The following is a 14,394-nucleotide window of genomic DNA, read 5'->3' on the forward strand; positions in this document are numbered from 1 at the left end:
TCTTACTCCTGAACGTCATGGCGACGGGTGAAATAATGTCTCACCAGCACGAAGAACAGCGGCACGAAGAAGATCGCCAGCAGCGTGGCCGTCAGCGTCCCGCCAATAATTCCGGTGCCAATAGCGATACGGCTGTTCGCGCCGGCCCCGGTGGCTATCGCCAGCGGAATAACCCCGGCGACGAACGCCATGGAGGTCATGATAATCGGCCGCAAACGCGTTTTGGCCGCCGACAGTACCGCGGCGCTGAGGGTGCTGCCTTGCCGCACCGCCAGCTCGGCAAACTCCACAATCAAGATGGCGTTCTTCGACGACAGCCCGATGGTGGTCAATAGCGCCACCTGGAAGTAAACGTCGTTGCTTAAGCCGCGCAGCAGGGCGGCCAACGCGGCGCCGCAAATCCCGAGCGGGATGATCAGGATGACGGAGAACGGCACCGACCAGCTTTCATACAGCGCCGCCAGGCACAGGAACACCACCATGATGGAGATGGCATAGAGTCCCAGCGCCTGACCGCTCGCCATTTTTTCTTGCAGGGAGAGTCCGCTCCACGCCCAGGTCGAGCCTGAGGGCAACTGAGAGGCGATGGCTTCGATTTTATTCATCGCATCGCCGGAACTGACGCCGTCGGCGTTTTCCCCGGTGATTTCGAACGAGGCGGAACCGTTATACCGGGTCAGGGTTTCCGGGCCGTAGGTCCAACTCGTCGAGGCGAAGGCGGAAAATGGCGCCATGCTGTCGTCGCTGCCGCGGACATACCACTGATTCAAATCCGACGGCTTGGAGCGGAATGGGCTGTCGGCCTGAATATAGACTTTCTTGACCCGACCCCGGTCGATAAAGTCGTTGACGTAAGTCCCGCCCCACGCGCTGCTCAGCGTGTCCGTCACGTCGCTTAGCGACAAGCCCAGCGCCACGGCTTTGTTGTTGTCGATATCGACCTGAAGCTGCGGCATCTGCGGCAGATCGTTGGCGCGGACCGACTGCAGTTCCGGGCTGGCACCCGCCTGTTTCAGCAGTTGGCTGCGTAGTTCCATCAGTTTTGCGCGTTCCGTGCTGCCGTCGGCCAACAGCTCAAACGTAAAGCCGTTGGTCTGACCCATCCCCTGCACCGACGGCGGCGTGGAGGCGAAGATGCGGGCGTCGCGTTCGGTGGACAGCGCTTTCATCGCCCGGTTGGCGATTGCCTGCGCGGTATTTTTCGAACCGGGGCGTTCGTCCCAGTTTTTCAGCGCGACGAACGCCATCCCGGCGTTTTGCCCGCTACCGCTGAAGTTAAAGCCGGTGATGGTATAGATGACGCTGATGTTGTCCTTTTCCTCTGTGAGGAACCAGTCCGTGATGCGCTTGTTGACGGCGTTGGTCCGGTTCACCGTCGCCCCCGCCGGCAGGGTGTACTGCACCATGATCTCTCCCTGATCCTCGTTCGGCAGGAAGCTGCTGGGCAGCCGCCACAGGAACAGGATCATCAGCGCGACGATGGCGGCGAACGCGATCAACATTACCAGCGGGCGACGCAGTGCGGCGACCACACGATGGCTGTAGCCTTTTTGCGTGCGGGCGTAAAACCGGTTGAAGCCGCCAAAGAAGCCTTTCTTGTGGGGTTTACTGTGTTTCAGCAACAGCCCGCACAGGGCGGGCGTCAGCGTTAGCGCGACCACCACGGACAGCGCCATGGCGGAGATGATGGTGACGGAGAACTGACGGTAGATTACGCCGGTAGAACCGCCGAAGAAGGTCATCGGCAGGAAGACGGCGGAGAGCACCAGTGCGATGGCAACCAGCGCGCCGGAGATCTCGCCCATCGATTTTTCGGTGGCCGCGCGGGCGGGTAGACCCTCGTCGCGCATGATACGTTCGACGTTTTCCACCACCACGATGGCGTCATCCACCAGCAGCCCGATAGCAAGCACCATGGCGAACAGCGTCAGGGTGTTGATCGAGTAGCCGAACAGCGCCAAAACGCCGAAGGTTCCCAGCAGGACGACCGGCACGGCGAGGGCGGGGATCAGCGTTGCCCGTAGATTCTGTAAGAACAGATACATGACGATGATGACCAGCACGATGGCTTCGATCAGCGTTTTGACCACATCCTCGACGGAGATCTTGATGAAGTCGGTGCTGTCTTTCGGATAAGCGACCGCGTAGCCGTCCGGCATGCTGTGGCTGTATTCGTTGATCTTGGCCTTGACCAGCTCCGCGGTATCCAGCGCGTTGGCGCCCGGCGCCAGCATGACCGCAATCCCGGCGGACGGATGCCCGTTGAGGCGTGAGGACGACGTGTAGTCTTCGCTGCCCATTTCGACGCGGGCGACGTCGCCAATATGCACCACGCGCCGGTGGATTCGCTTTTCACGATGATATTGCGGAACTGTTCAGGCGTTTGCAGGCGCGACTGGGCGCGTACCGTCGCCGTCAATTGCTGGTCGGCGGAGGAGGGTTCCGCACCGATTTTCCCGGCGGACAGCTGGATATTCTGCGCCTCTATCGCCGACTCAACGTCGGAAGGCATCAGGCTGTAGGACGCCAGTTTATTGGGGTCCATCCAGATGCGAATGGCGTATTCGGAACCGAACACCCGCAGGCTGCCGACGCCGCTGACACGCGCCAGCGGATCCTGCATGTTGCTGACCAGCCAGTCGGCAATATCCGAACTGGTAGCTTTGTCGGTCTTGTCATACAGCGCCATGATCAGCAGGAAGTTGGACTGGGATTTAGTGACGGTGATCCCGGCGGACTGCACCTCGGAGGGCAGCCTCGACTCTGCCTGCTGCACTTTGTTCTGAACCTGTACCTGCGCGGTATCGGCGTTGGTGCCCTGAGCGAAGGTCACTTGAATGTCGACTTCGCCGTCCGAGCTACTGGTGGAGGTGAAGTACAGCAGGTTATCCAGCCCGGTCAGCTGCTGTTCGATAATTTGGGTGACGCTGTTTTCCAGCGTTTGCGCGGAAGCCCCGGTGTAGGTGGCCTTGATGCGCACGGAAGGCGGCGCGACGTCCGGATACTGCGCGACCGGCAACGTGCGGATCGACATCAGCCCCGCCATCATGATGAGTATCGCGATCACCCAGGCGAATACCGGGCGTCGCACAAAGAAACGGGAGAACATCAGTTAGCGCCTCCCGTCAGCTGAACTTCGACGGGGTTAACGGTATTGCCTACCGCGACCTTGTCGCTGCCTTCGACCAGAAGCCGATCGCCGCTCTGTAAGCCGCTTGCGATCAACCAGTTGCTGCCGGTGGCTTCCGCCGTGACGACGCTGCGGCGTTCCACTTTGTTGTCGCTCGTCACCACCAGTGCGGTGGCGTTGCCTTTCACGTCGCGCGTAATGCCCTGCTGCGGCGCCAGTATCGCGTTCTGCATCACGCCCTCATCGACTTTGGCGCGGACAAACATACCGGGGAGCAACACATGGTCGGGGTTGGGGAACACGGAACGCAGCGTGACGGATCCGGTGGATTCGTTAACGGCGACCTCCGTCAATTCCAAGCGGCCTTTATGCGGATAAACCGTACCGTCTTCCAGCGTCAGCGTGACGTTTAGCGTGTCGCTATTGGTCGCCAGCGCCTGCTTGCGTAAGCGCAGCAGGTCGCCGCTGGAGCGAGTCAGATCGAGATACATGTTGTCCAGCGTGCGGATCGTCGTAAGCGCGGTAGATTGTTGGGCGGTGACCAGCGCCCCCGGCGTCACGCTGGAAATCCCGATGCGCCCGGCGATGGGGGCCGTCACGGTCGTCCATTGCAAATTGATACGGGCGCTTTCCAGCGCGGCGTTTTTCTCCAGCACGCTGGCCTTGTCCTGCTCACAGGTGGAACGCGCATCGTCCGCATCCTGCTGCGACACGCCTTGTTCTTTCACCAGTCCCGCGTAGCGCTTGGCTTTCAGGCAGTCGGACAGCACCAGCGCCTTGGCGCTTTGCAGCGCGGCGGCGGCTTGATCGTAGGTAGCTTTGTAGCTGGAAGGGTCTATCTGATACAGCGGCTGACCGGCTTTCACTTCATCGCCTTCGGTAAACAGGCGCTTCTGAATAATACCGCCGACCTGAGGAATGACGTCAGACGTCAGCGTTGCGGCAGTGCGGCCGGTCAATTCGCTTTCCATCGTAAAGGTCGTGGGTTTTAGCGTCACGACGCCGACCTCGGTCGGCCCGGCGTCTTCCGTCTTCGCGCTTTGCTCGTCGCAACCGCTAAGACCAATCAATGTTAAAAAACATAGCATGCGTAACTGCATAACATTTCCCCGTATTCGGCGAGATAAAGTCGGTGACTGGTTAAGTCGTGACAAGAGAAGCCTTTTTCAGTGTTGGCGCGGTGCCGGCGCCGTGGTCGTCAACGCACTTTCAGCGCCAGCTCCGTGTTGCCCTTGATTGGCAGGCTGACGGAGATAAAACCGTTTTCCGGCGCGCGGATGTAGTCGAGAAAATCCGGCTCGGCGTTGTCGTTAAGCACCATGCCGCCAATTCGCAGCTGCGGCGCGACGAGGGCGATGACGTCGCGCGCCAACGACGTACCGCTTTTAGAAGGCCACCCATCGATCAGCGCGAAATCGACTTCTCCGCCCAAGTCTTGCAGCGTTTCTCTGGCGTCGCCGACGCGGATATCCGCGTAGTCGGCCAGTCCGGCTTCGGTCAGATTCCGTCGGGCGATGGCCGCTTTTTCCGGCACCAGCTCCGAACCGATGACTTTGCCGCCGCCGTTATCTTTGAGCGCCGCCGCGAAGTAGAGCGCGGACATCCCGACGGAGGTGGCGAAGTCGACCACCCGCGTCGCACGTAGAGAGCGGCAGAGGAGATAGATCAACTCGCCTTGTGTGGGATGGATGGAAAACCCACACTCGATGAAATCCGTGGGGTGGTCGGCCAGGGTTTCGGGCGAGGTTCCTTTAGCGGGAAATCGCCGTTCGCGGTTCAGTTTGTCAATGACGGCAAGGATTTTGGTATCACTGATCGTATTGATGGGGTTGGTCGGTTCCGATGTCATACGTATAAGCCTGTATCAGTTATTGAGTGAAAAGCGGCACGGTGACCTCAAAGTGCGTCAATCGCCCGTGCCGCGGCATCAATGGCATCCCTTACGTGTTTAATTTGTTCTGAATTCAGGTTCCCACGATGGAGTTTTTTTCTTATACAAGCCTTCAAATTTTCTATCGCATCATCAATATCCGGAACCCGCCGGGGATTATGAGTTAAAACCAGCGCTTTCAACTTGGCGAGTGTTGTCAGTAAATGATCATTTTGCTTATCAAGATATTTCCTGCCTCGCAGCGTGATAGCGAACTGCTTCTTACCGTTCTCTTCATGCCCTGCCGCCAGCCCTTCGGACTCCAGCGTTGATAACAAGGGATAAATGACCCCCGGACTGGGGATGTAAGCTCCCTGTGAATAGTCCTCTACCGAACGGATAATTTCGTAGCCGTGTGTCGGGTTAATGCGGGTCAAATATAAAATTAGCAGAAACAGTTCATGCCGATTGAAGACCTTCGCGCGTCGCGAAGCGCGCTGTGGAGGTTGGGTGCCGATCTCTTCGGGCTGGGCATCGGCGTGAGACAGTGACTTTTTCATGGTCGTTAGGCGTGAAAATCATTCCGTTTCTGCTGTCTGTCTAAGATATATCTTGGCGAAAATAGCCGTCAACGCGGTCCGTGGCAGAAGGGCGTAATGAAGTGATAGCGGCGCGTCTTTTTCTATTTCAGATTATGACCATACGCCGACAGGGGCTCGGCACTAGCGGGATGTGATGTGCGTTTAACTCGCCGGCGAAGGTCGCTTGAGACCCCGCCTGACCGTCGCCGAGCGAGTTTTAGCGTACGGTCAGCGCGGCGGCAAACGACCTGAGCCGACGTTGTAACGCGGGAATGGCGAGCTGTTGCACCATCCACGGGCTGAATGCCCACGGGGTTTTGGCGGCGGCATCGATGAGGTCGGGAAGATCGACCCAGTGATAGTCGAGCACTTCGTCGTCACGCGGCGACAAGTCGCTGGTGATCACCGCCATAAACACCGGGCAATATTCGTTTTCCACAATGCCGGAGGCGCTGGTGACGCAGTAGCTGAATTCGTCGTCCGCCAGCGTGATCCGATCGACGTCCGCGCCCAGCTCAAAGCGGCAGCGGCGACGGACTGCCTCCTCCATTTTTTCATCCAATTGGGGATGACCGCAGACCGAATTCGTCCAGACGCCCGGCCAGGCTTTCTTGCACAACGCGCGGCGCGTGGTCAGAAACTGGCCTGCGGGTGAGAATAAATAGCTGGAAAAAGCCAAATGCAGGGGCGTTTTATCGGTATGTACCACGCTTTTGTCCATCGTACCGATGGGATTTCTGTCGGCATCCAGCAATACGACGTGTTCCAGTGGGGTAGTCATGGGGGTCCTCAATGCTTATGAATTACCGCGTTCAGCGACCAAACGCCGGCGGTGTCGTTACTCTCGCGACCAATGTTCCTTCGCGCCGAACAGGGTAGCATTGTCGGTAAATTTTATCGTCTGCAGCGTCAGCCGCCACACTTCCGTGAGGGGGTTCAGGCGCGCAATGGGGTGGCGGGCGACGTAAAGGCTGAGCGCCTCCCGGCGTTCGGCCCCGTCCAGCTTACTGACGGTCGCCAAATATTGAATGCCGCGGATGTCGCGAATTTTCTCGGGCTGACCGCTGATGGTGCCGCTGATCCGGCTCCCGGCCGCCATGGCGCCGCCGTGCCGCGTGCTACTGCTGGAAAGAAGGATCAAACCGGCATTGGCGGCGTCGAAGGCATAGAAACAGCTGGCGCTCCACAGTCCGTCTTCGTCCAGCGTGGTCAGCGATAGCACGTGGTGGCTTGCGATAAAGTCGGCGGCGGGAGCCGGTAATGGTTGCATCTTTTGCCTCTTAGTGTGTGGACCCGGTTATCGGCACCGGGTCCGCGTGCCTGACATCAGGCGACGTAGGTTGACCACAAATGGGAGAGCGGCATCACCAGAAACAGCCCCGGCAGCATGTTGGCGACGGGAAATGGCTTGATACCGCAAATTCTTAACCCGGTGGCCAGCATGATCAGCCCGCCCGCGGCGGAGAAATCCGCCATCATGTCGGGGGTCGTCAGCGGCAGGATCATGGCCGCCAGCATCGCCAATCCCAGTTGGATGAGCAGCTGCGGAACGGCGATGGTGATGACAGCATACCCCAACAGCGTCGCGAAGATCGCCGAGGTAAACAGATCCAGCGCCGTTTTGATATACAGGATCGACGGGTCGCCGGTCATGCCCTCGTGCATCGCGCCGAAAATCCCGGTGCCGCTGGCGCAGAACAGGACCAGGATCGCCACGAATTTATCCGTAAACTCGGTATGCGAGACGCCCTCTACCGCCGGGAAGACGCGGTCGATAAGCCCGCGAGTGGTGCCGGCCGCCTTACCGATACCCTTTTCGATGTACAGCAGCTCGCCGAGAATGGCGCCGAGGATCATGGCCAGCACGACGGCCGGCATGAACTTTACCTTGATGATAAGCATGATCCCAAGGCCCATGGAGCAGAGGCCGAACGTCAGGGGCAGTGCGGTTCTGACCCGCACTGGAAGCCGCGTACTTATCAGCGCGCCCAACAGGCCGCCTATCACGATGGCCGCTCCGTTCACATAAGGTCCGATGAGCATTTTATTATCCTTGTTATGGTTTTTTGCGAGTTCCGTAGTTTGCCTACGGTCTGGTGTTGGCTGAGCTTTCCCCCCAGCGGGGCAATGTTTTGACCTCAATCCCCAACAAATCGAGCGCGCGTCCCACGCTGTGGGTGATGATGTCATCCGGCGTCTTGGGGCGCTGATATAGCGCGGGCACGGGTGGGAAGATAATGCCGCCCATTTCCGTCACCTGCTGCATGTTGCGAAGATGTCCCAGGTTCAGGGGCGTTTCTCGCGCCATCAGCACCAGCCGGCGGCGCTCTTTCAGTACGACGTCTGCGGCGCGCGTCAGCAGGTTATCCGTCAGACTGTGGGCAATGGCGGCCAGCGAGCGCATGGAGCAAGGCGCGACCAGCATACCCAGTGTCTTGAAAGATCCGCTGGCTATCGAGGCGCCCAGATTTTGACATTCGTGCACCACGTCCGCCAGCGCGACGACCTCCTCCATCCTGCAGTCGGTTTCCAGGGCGCAGGTTTTCTCTGCGCCAGCGGATACCACCAGATGGACTTCCAGATCGTGCCCTTGCAGTAGTTCGAGGGCTTTGACGCCATACTGAAAGCCCGAGGCGCCGCTAATGCCTACGATAATCCGTCGGGTGGACATGTTTCCCCCTTATTCGAAGTCTGGCAGGAAGCGTTTAACGTCGACCTCTTTGAACGTCGAGCGCTCGAAGTGCGCTTTGAGGGTGAACGGTACGGTACAGTCGAAAATGGTTTTACAGGACATGCCTTCCTGCAAGATCGACGGGCTGTATTCGGGAACCTGCGACGGATCCAGCGGATGGCAGCGTACGCCGGGAATGAAAACGGTGTCGACGTCGCCCTGATAGCGGGTTTGCATCGCCCACATGACATCGTCGCTGTCGAAAATGTCGACGTCTTCGTCGACCAGAATGACATGTTTCAGTTCCGGGAACGCCGAGAAAGCCAGCAGCGCTGCCTGACGTTGACGCCCTTCGTCCACCGGCGCGGATTTCTTGAACTGCATCACGGCCAGCAGCTTGCCGCCGCCCGCAGAGTGGGCGAACACATTGAGCAGTTTGCCCGGCATCGCCCGGTTGACCATATCCAGAATGCTGGCTTCGGTCGGGATGCCCGCCATATTGACGTGCTCCTCGCCGGGACCGATGGTGGTCCGCCAGATCGGGCGATGACGATGGGTAACGGCCTTCACTTTAATCACCGGCAGCGCGGGTTTGGCTCCCCCGGTATAGCCTGGGAATTCCGGCATGGCTTTGCCGGTGTTGGTATTCTGATCTTCACGTACGCGGACATCGGGCAGCAGCTCGCCTTCAATGACGATTTCAGCGTGTCCGATGGCATATTCGTCGATGGTCTTGCATTTTACCAGCTCGACGGCATGGCCGCGCAGCGCGCCGGCGACGCTCAGTTCGTCAAAGCCGAGCGGGGTTGTCGGCGGTTCAAAACAGGCCGCGATCTCGATGGCCGGGTCCACGCCGATGCTGATGGAGATGGGTAACGGTTTTCCCGCCGCCTCCGCTTTCTGGCGGAAAGCGTCGATATGACGGCCCGGCGTCAGCCACATGGACAGCTCGTCGCGGCTCTGTACGCAGAGGCGATGGATCGTGATGTCGGACTCACCGGTATCGGGATCGGAGGCGTAGCACAGGCCCATCGTGATGTAAGGACCGGCATCTTCGGCGGTGTTGGTCGGTGCGGGCAGCAGCGCGCGCAGGTCAAAACCGGCGTCGCTCGCCAGATGCACCACCTCCTGACAAACGGCTTTGTCGGTAGCGGTTTTGACCGGCGGAATAGGATGCTGGACGGAGTCTTTCAGCAGGTGTCCCAGGCGTTCCGGCTCGCAGCCCAAGAAATGGCCGACGCGTTGGCGAGAGCCATTCAGGCCGATGGCGACGCTGATATCGTCGAATCCCTTAACGTTGTTGAAAATCATGACCGGACCGTTTTTGCGTGTCGGGCGCCTGCAGGTGCCGCCCGCGCCGACGTAACGGTAGACGCCGGAGAGTTCCGCCTGGGGATCGACTTCGACATCGGTCGAGACCAACTCGCCCGGCAGCGTGTTTAGCAACGCCAGCGCGGAGCGCAGATCGCACACTTGATTATCCGGTTTATTATTAATGTTAGACATAATGAAGCTCCTTATAGAAAGGTAATCTATTCGCTGAGGAAAAATATATGGCTGCATTACCGTCCCGACAAATACCATTTAAGTCGTAGCGCTCATACCAAAGCGATCTATGTCGCCGTTGTCTTTATTATTTCGTTCAAATAAGTGATCTGATTCAAATGCCTGCGAGATTCTCGGCATGAAAAATAAATCGACTTAATATTTTGCAACATGAGCGCAACAATTATTCGTACTTGACCTCATACGGACGAAATAGGCGTGATAACTGCGACGCGGCGACGCATTCGAACGTTTGCCTGCATGGTAGACTGAATTCGCTGACAGCATTTTTTCATTCTGTCCGTATAAAGAGGCTGGTATGGATCTGAAAAGATTGAAGTATTTTTGTAAGGTGGTAGAAGAGGGCTCCATCAGCCAAGCCGCCCGGCAGCTGAATATGGCGCAGCCGCCGTTGAGCAAGCGCATTCATGAACTCGAAGCGGAATTAAATGTTTCCCTTTTTGTACGGACGGCAAAAAGAATCGAACCCACGGAGGCGGGCTATTATCTTTATAAAAAAGCCTGCGAGATATTTCGTCTGATTAATGACACCTCGCGAGAGACGATCTCAATCGCCAATAAAGAAAATAAAGTATTAAACATTGGGCTGTCGCACCTATTTCAATGTTATTTCAAACCGCTGTTTCTCGAATTACACCGACGTCACCCCGACGTCATATTAAATATTTCCGTTTCGGATTCCAGTCATTTGGAACAGTCGCTTAACGATGGGCTGATCGATATTGCGCTGATTCAGAAGCCTTATCATCGCAAAGGCTTCGACTGTTTGGCATTCAACCCGGTGAGGCTGGTGGCGGTCGTCAACCAGGCGTTGCTGCCGGAAAAACCGGAGGGGCCTTTCCCTTATCTGGATGTGGGACGCTGGCCGCTGCTGTTATTACATCGGGCGCGCGATCCCGGTACCTATGAGAGCCTGCTGGATCATTTTCGCAAAGGCGGCGTCGATCCAGACGTCATCATGCATGTGACTCAGCCCGGCGTCATTATGGATTTGCTGGAGTCCGGCCTGGAGGCCGCGACGCTGCTGCCCTCGTCGGAAGTTGACGGCGACCGGCTGCAGCACTGTCACATCATCGATGTTTTCCCTTCGCCGCAGGTCTTTTTCCCCGCGATGGTCAAGATGTCCGCGACGCCTTATATGCAGGAACAGCTTGAGATTATTCAGGATGGCTATCCGCTTACGCCCAGCGAGCCGCCGGGCGAGGAAATCGGTTGGGAAGGGTGCGCCGACGCCGTATTGCCGACGTCGGCGGAAAATCAGACCAGATAGCGGCGGAACCAAGTGAGGGTTCTCTCCCAGGCCAGGTCGGCCGCCGCCTTGTCGTAACGCGGCGTGGAGTCGTTATGGAAACCATGATTGACGCCAGGGTAGATGTAGCCCTCATAGGTTTTGTTATTTGCCTTGAGCGCCGCTTCATAGGCAGGCCAGCCCGCGTTGATGCGCGTATCCAGCTCGGCATAGTGGATCAGCAGCGGCGCTTTGATACGAGGGACGTCCTCCACTTTCGGCTGACGACCGTAGAAAGGGACGGCCGCGGCCAGCTCCGGATAAGCCACGGCGGCGGCATTGGCCACGCCTCCCCCGTAGCAGAAGCCGGTGATCCCCACCTTGCCGGTCGTGCGCTCGTCCTGTAGCAGGAATTCGACGGCGGCGAAGAAGTCGTTCATCAGCTTGGTCGGGTCGACCTGCTGCTGGAGTTCGCGTCCTTTATCGTCGTTACCGGGATAACCGCCGACGGAGCTGAGTCCGTCCGGAGCCAGCGCGATAAAACCTGCCTTGGCGACGCGCCGTGCCACGTCTTCGATATAAGGATTCAGCCCCCGGTTTTCATGCGCGACCACCACCGCCGGCAGCTTGCCTTTCGCTCCCGCCGGAACCACCAGATAGGCGCGCACGCTGCCGTGGCCATTGGGCGATGGGTAGGTGATGTAGGACGGAACGATCGTCGGGTCGGTGAACTCCACCTGCTGCGCCAGCGCGTAGTTGGGGCTCATCAAACCGAGCAACGCCACCGCTGTCAGACCGCCGACGGCATATTTTGCGGCTTTTTCGAGGAACTGACGCTTGGTGATTTTGCCATGCGCATAATAGTCATAGAGTTCAAGCAACTCCGGGGGGAAATCTTTTGCGGTAAGACGGGCCATACGCTTGCTCCTATTGTCCCTATTTTGATCTTTAATTTAACAGAAGGTTAACCGATGTCGAGCATGCCGACAGCGGTCGATGGGTGGGGGAGACTGGCCTGAGAACCCGCCACCTGCGGGGCTGTCAGCAGCGGCGGAGCGAGGCGGACCCCGGTTAACAAGGTGTAAAGATTTGCAAAGCTTGTTCATCAAACGGTAGCGTGAATTTTGCGCGTCATAGGCCGTCGCGTCCCGTTCCGCCATGTGTCTGGCTGATTGCTTGTAGAGGGCTTTTGTATAGACTAAACCCGCAGTAATACCTTTTTATCCGGGGACGAGATGTATGATCAAAATGATTGCAGTTGATATGGACGGTACGTTTCTTAATCACGACAAGCAGTTCAATCAGGCCCGATTTTTCAAACAGTACGCACAGCTGAAACAGGCAGGTATTCAGTTCGTGGTCGCCAGTGGTAATCAGTACTACCAGCTCCTCTCTTTCTTTCCAGACATGAGTCATGAAATCGCTTTTGTGGCGGAAAACGGCGCCTATGTCGTCACTGCCGGGGAGCCGATCTTTTGCGGCGAGCTTGCTCCTGCGGATGTGCGCAAGGTGATTGAGGTGCTGTCCGCCATCCCCTACATCCAGTTCGTGGTGTGCGGTAAAGACAGCGCCTATGTTTACGCATCGTCCACCGACGACTTCCTTCAGCTGATTGCCAAACACTATTACCGCATCGAGCAGTGCGACGATTTTGACGGGCTGACGGACACGATCTTTAAATTCTCGCTGAGCGTACCCGACGACCAGATACCGGACCTGATGGCGCATATCGGCCATGCGCTCGACGGCATCGTCAAACCGGTGTCCAGCGGATTCGGCTTTGTCGATCTGATCATCCCCGGCGTGCACAAGGCTCACGGGATTGCGCTGCTACAAAAACGGTGGCAGATCGACAACGACGAGGTGGTGGCGATAGGCGACAGCGGCAACGATGAAGAAATGCTCAGGCAGGCGGGCTTCGGCGTGGCAATGGCGAATGCTCAGCCAAAAATCCGTGAAATGGCGAAATATCATACCGAAAGCAACGATCAGGAAGGGGCGCTTAACGTCATCGATCGGGTCTTAACCCGCAGCGCGCCGTTCGATCTACGCTAATCACTTCCTTGTGAAGAGGCCCGTCAGGCGATTTTGGCGACGGGCAGTTCATTCCAGCGCGTTGTATAGGCGGGCGACAGCATCTCTCTTTTCATCTGCCATGTCGGGGAGATGCCCTGACCGGCAAACCAGACTTTGCTCGATCCTTCGTGGTTAATTTTATCAATAACGTTCATCAGCGCCGTGCTGTTGGGCCGGGGCGGATTGTCATCAAAGAGATGCAACTGGGTGCGGTGCAGCGGCGAAAAATCGTTGAGCATGACGCCCGCCTTCATGTAGCGCGGCCCTTCCTTCCAGATTCTTTCCAGACCGCGCACGGCGGCGGCCATGATATCCCGCGTATCTTGCGTGCCCGACAGCAGCTGTTCGCTGGCGCTGTTGGCGTAGTAAATTTCATTATGCGCGTGGGGTGACGAACGGATGAAGATAGCGACCTGACGGCAGAGCTGCTTCTCTGCGCGCAGCTTTTCCGCGGCGCGTTCCGCATAGCGGCAAACGGCCTGATGCATATCCTCCAACCGGGTGATGCGAACGCCGAAAGAGCGGCTGCAGACGATCTGCTCCTTCGTCGGCGCCTCCTCCTCAAATTCGATGCAGGGGTCGCCGCGCAGTTCGCGGACGGTGCGCTCCATCACCACGCTGAAGTGCTTGCGGATAAACGACGTCGGCGCGCGCGCCAGATCGAGCGCGGTGGTGATACCCAGCGTGTGCAGCCTGCGGGTCGTTCTTCTGCCGACGCCCCAGACATCCTCCACGGGGGTGAGCGACATAAGCTTTTGCAGCCGGATCGGGTGGGTGAGCGCCACGATGCCGCCGGTCGCCGGATAGCGCTTGGCGGCGTGGTTGCACAGCTTGGCTAGCGTTTTGGTTTTCGCCATTCCCACGCCGACGGTCAGGCCCGTGGCGGCATAAACCGCTTCTCTGACCTGCCGCCCGAACTGTTCAAACGACAAGGCGACATCAATGCCCGTGATGTCCATCCACGCTTCATCGATGCTGTAGATCTCGACGCGCGGTGCCAGCGCTTCCAGCGTGGCCATGACTCTGGCGCTGAGATCGGCGTAGAGCGCATAGTTTGAGGTGAAGACGGACACCTGCTGTTCCTGTAGCCACTGCCGCATCTTAAAATAGGGCATCGCCATCGGAATCCCCAGCCGCTTGGCTTCCGCGTTACGCGCGATCACGCAGCCGTCGTTATTGGATAGCACCACCACCGGCTTGCCCTTCAGGTCAGGGCGAAACACGGTTTCGCACGAGGCGTAAAACGAATTGACGTCGGCCAGCGCAAACATA

The 14,394-nt window shown here is 58.1% G+C and carries 12 protein-coding genes and 1 pseudogene; 2 read left to right on the forward strand and 11 right to left on the reverse strand.

Translation table 11 applies throughout. From position 1 onward, the window contains the following. Positions 1–2 precede the first annotated feature (2 nt). From AU511_RS01185 to AU511_RS01225, 9 genes and pseudogenes are all read right to left on the reverse strand, one after another. A pseudogene (locus tag AU511_RS01185) lies at positions 3–3,109 on the reverse strand (efflux RND transporter permease subunit). Next, positions 3,109–4,230: an efflux RND transporter periplasmic adaptor subunit gene (locus AU511_RS01190; RefSeq protein WP_094108507.1), complete on the reverse strand. Its 1,122-nt coding sequence runs from the start codon at positions 4,228–4,230 to the stop codon at positions 3,109–3,111. Before AU511_RS01190 ends, AU511_RS01185 begins: the two are co-directional and overlap by 1 nt. Before the next feature lie 98 nt (positions 4,231–4,328). After that, positions 4,329–4,979 (reverse strand): O-methyltransferase, encoded by a 651-nt coding sequence (locus AU511_RS01195; protein WP_094108508.1) that lies wholly within the window; start codon positions 4,977–4,979, stop codon positions 4,329–4,331. Between the two features lie 47 nt (positions 4,980–5,026). Then, the gene (locus AU511_RS01200; RefSeq protein WP_094101149.1) at positions 5,027–5,560 is read right to left on the reverse strand and encodes a PadR family transcriptional regulator; all 534 of its coding nucleotides are present in this window, start codon (positions 5,558–5,560) and stop codon (positions 5,027–5,029) included. Positions 5,561–5,798: 238 nt separating this feature from the next. After that, positions 5,799–6,362 (reverse strand): isopentenyl-diphosphate Delta-isomerase, encoded by a 564-nt coding sequence (gene idi, locus AU511_RS01205; RefSeq protein WP_094108509.1) that lies wholly within the window; start codon positions 6,360–6,362, stop codon positions 5,799–5,801. 57 nt (positions 6,363–6,419) lie between these two features. Beyond that, positions 6,420–6,851: a pyridoxamine 5'-phosphate oxidase family protein gene (locus AU511_RS01210; protein ID WP_094108510.1), complete on the reverse strand. Its 432-nt coding sequence runs from the start codon at positions 6,849–6,851 to the stop codon at positions 6,420–6,422. A gap of 56 nt (positions 6,852–6,907) precedes the next feature. Continuing rightward, positions 6,908–7,624, reverse strand: a complete 717-nt coding sequence (locus AU511_RS01215; protein WP_094108511.1) for a DUF554 domain-containing protein — start codon at positions 7,622–7,624, stop codon at positions 6,908–6,910. 43 nt (positions 7,625–7,667) lie between these two features. Beyond that, on the reverse strand, positions 7,668–8,252 hold the full coding sequence (locus tag AU511_RS01220) for a UbiX family flavin prenyltransferase (RefSeq protein WP_094108512.1): 585 nt from the start codon (positions 8,250–8,252) through the stop codon (positions 7,668–7,670). 9 nt (positions 8,253–8,261) lie between these two features. Then, entirely contained in the window at positions 8,262–9,758 is a 1,497-nt protein-coding gene (locus AU511_RS01225; protein ID WP_094101144.1) for a UbiD family decarboxylase, read from the reverse strand. Between the two features lie 358 nt (positions 9,759–10,116). On the opposite strand from AU511_RS01225, the gene AU511_RS01230 reads away from it, so the two are divergent. Then, positions 10,117–11,088, forward strand: a complete 972-nt coding sequence (locus tag AU511_RS01230; RefSeq protein ID WP_094108513.1) for a LysR family transcriptional regulator — start codon at positions 10,117–10,119, stop codon at positions 11,086–11,088. On the opposite strand, the gene yghX is transcribed toward AU511_RS01230, so the two are convergent. After that, positions 11,076–11,963: a YghX family hydrolase gene (yghX, locus tag AU511_RS01235; RefSeq protein ID WP_094101142.1), complete on the reverse strand. Its 888-nt coding sequence runs from the start codon at positions 11,961–11,963 to the stop codon at positions 11,076–11,078. The genes AU511_RS01230 and yghX overlap by 13 nt on opposite strands. Positions 11,964–12,285: 322 nt before the next feature. Here yghX and AU511_RS01240 point away from each other — a divergent pair, with 322 nt between their 5' ends. Then, positions 12,286–13,101, forward strand: a complete 816-nt coding sequence (locus AU511_RS01240) for a Cof-type HAD-IIB family hydrolase (RefSeq protein WP_094108514.1) — start codon at positions 12,286–12,288, stop codon at positions 13,099–13,101. Positions 13,102–13,124: 23 nt separating this feature from the next. On the opposite strand, the gene umuC is transcribed toward AU511_RS01240, so the two are convergent. Then, positions 13,125–14,393, reverse strand: a complete 1,269-nt coding sequence (umuC, locus tag AU511_RS01245; protein ID WP_094108515.1) for a translesion error-prone DNA polymerase V subunit UmuC — start codon at positions 14,391–14,393, stop codon at positions 13,125–13,127. Position 14,394: the final 1 nt, after the last annotated feature.

This window comes from Lonsdalea iberica (assembly GCF_002111585.1).
Taxonomy (GTDB): domain Bacteria; phylum Pseudomonadota; class Gammaproteobacteria; order Enterobacterales; family Enterobacteriaceae; genus Lonsdalea; species Lonsdalea iberica.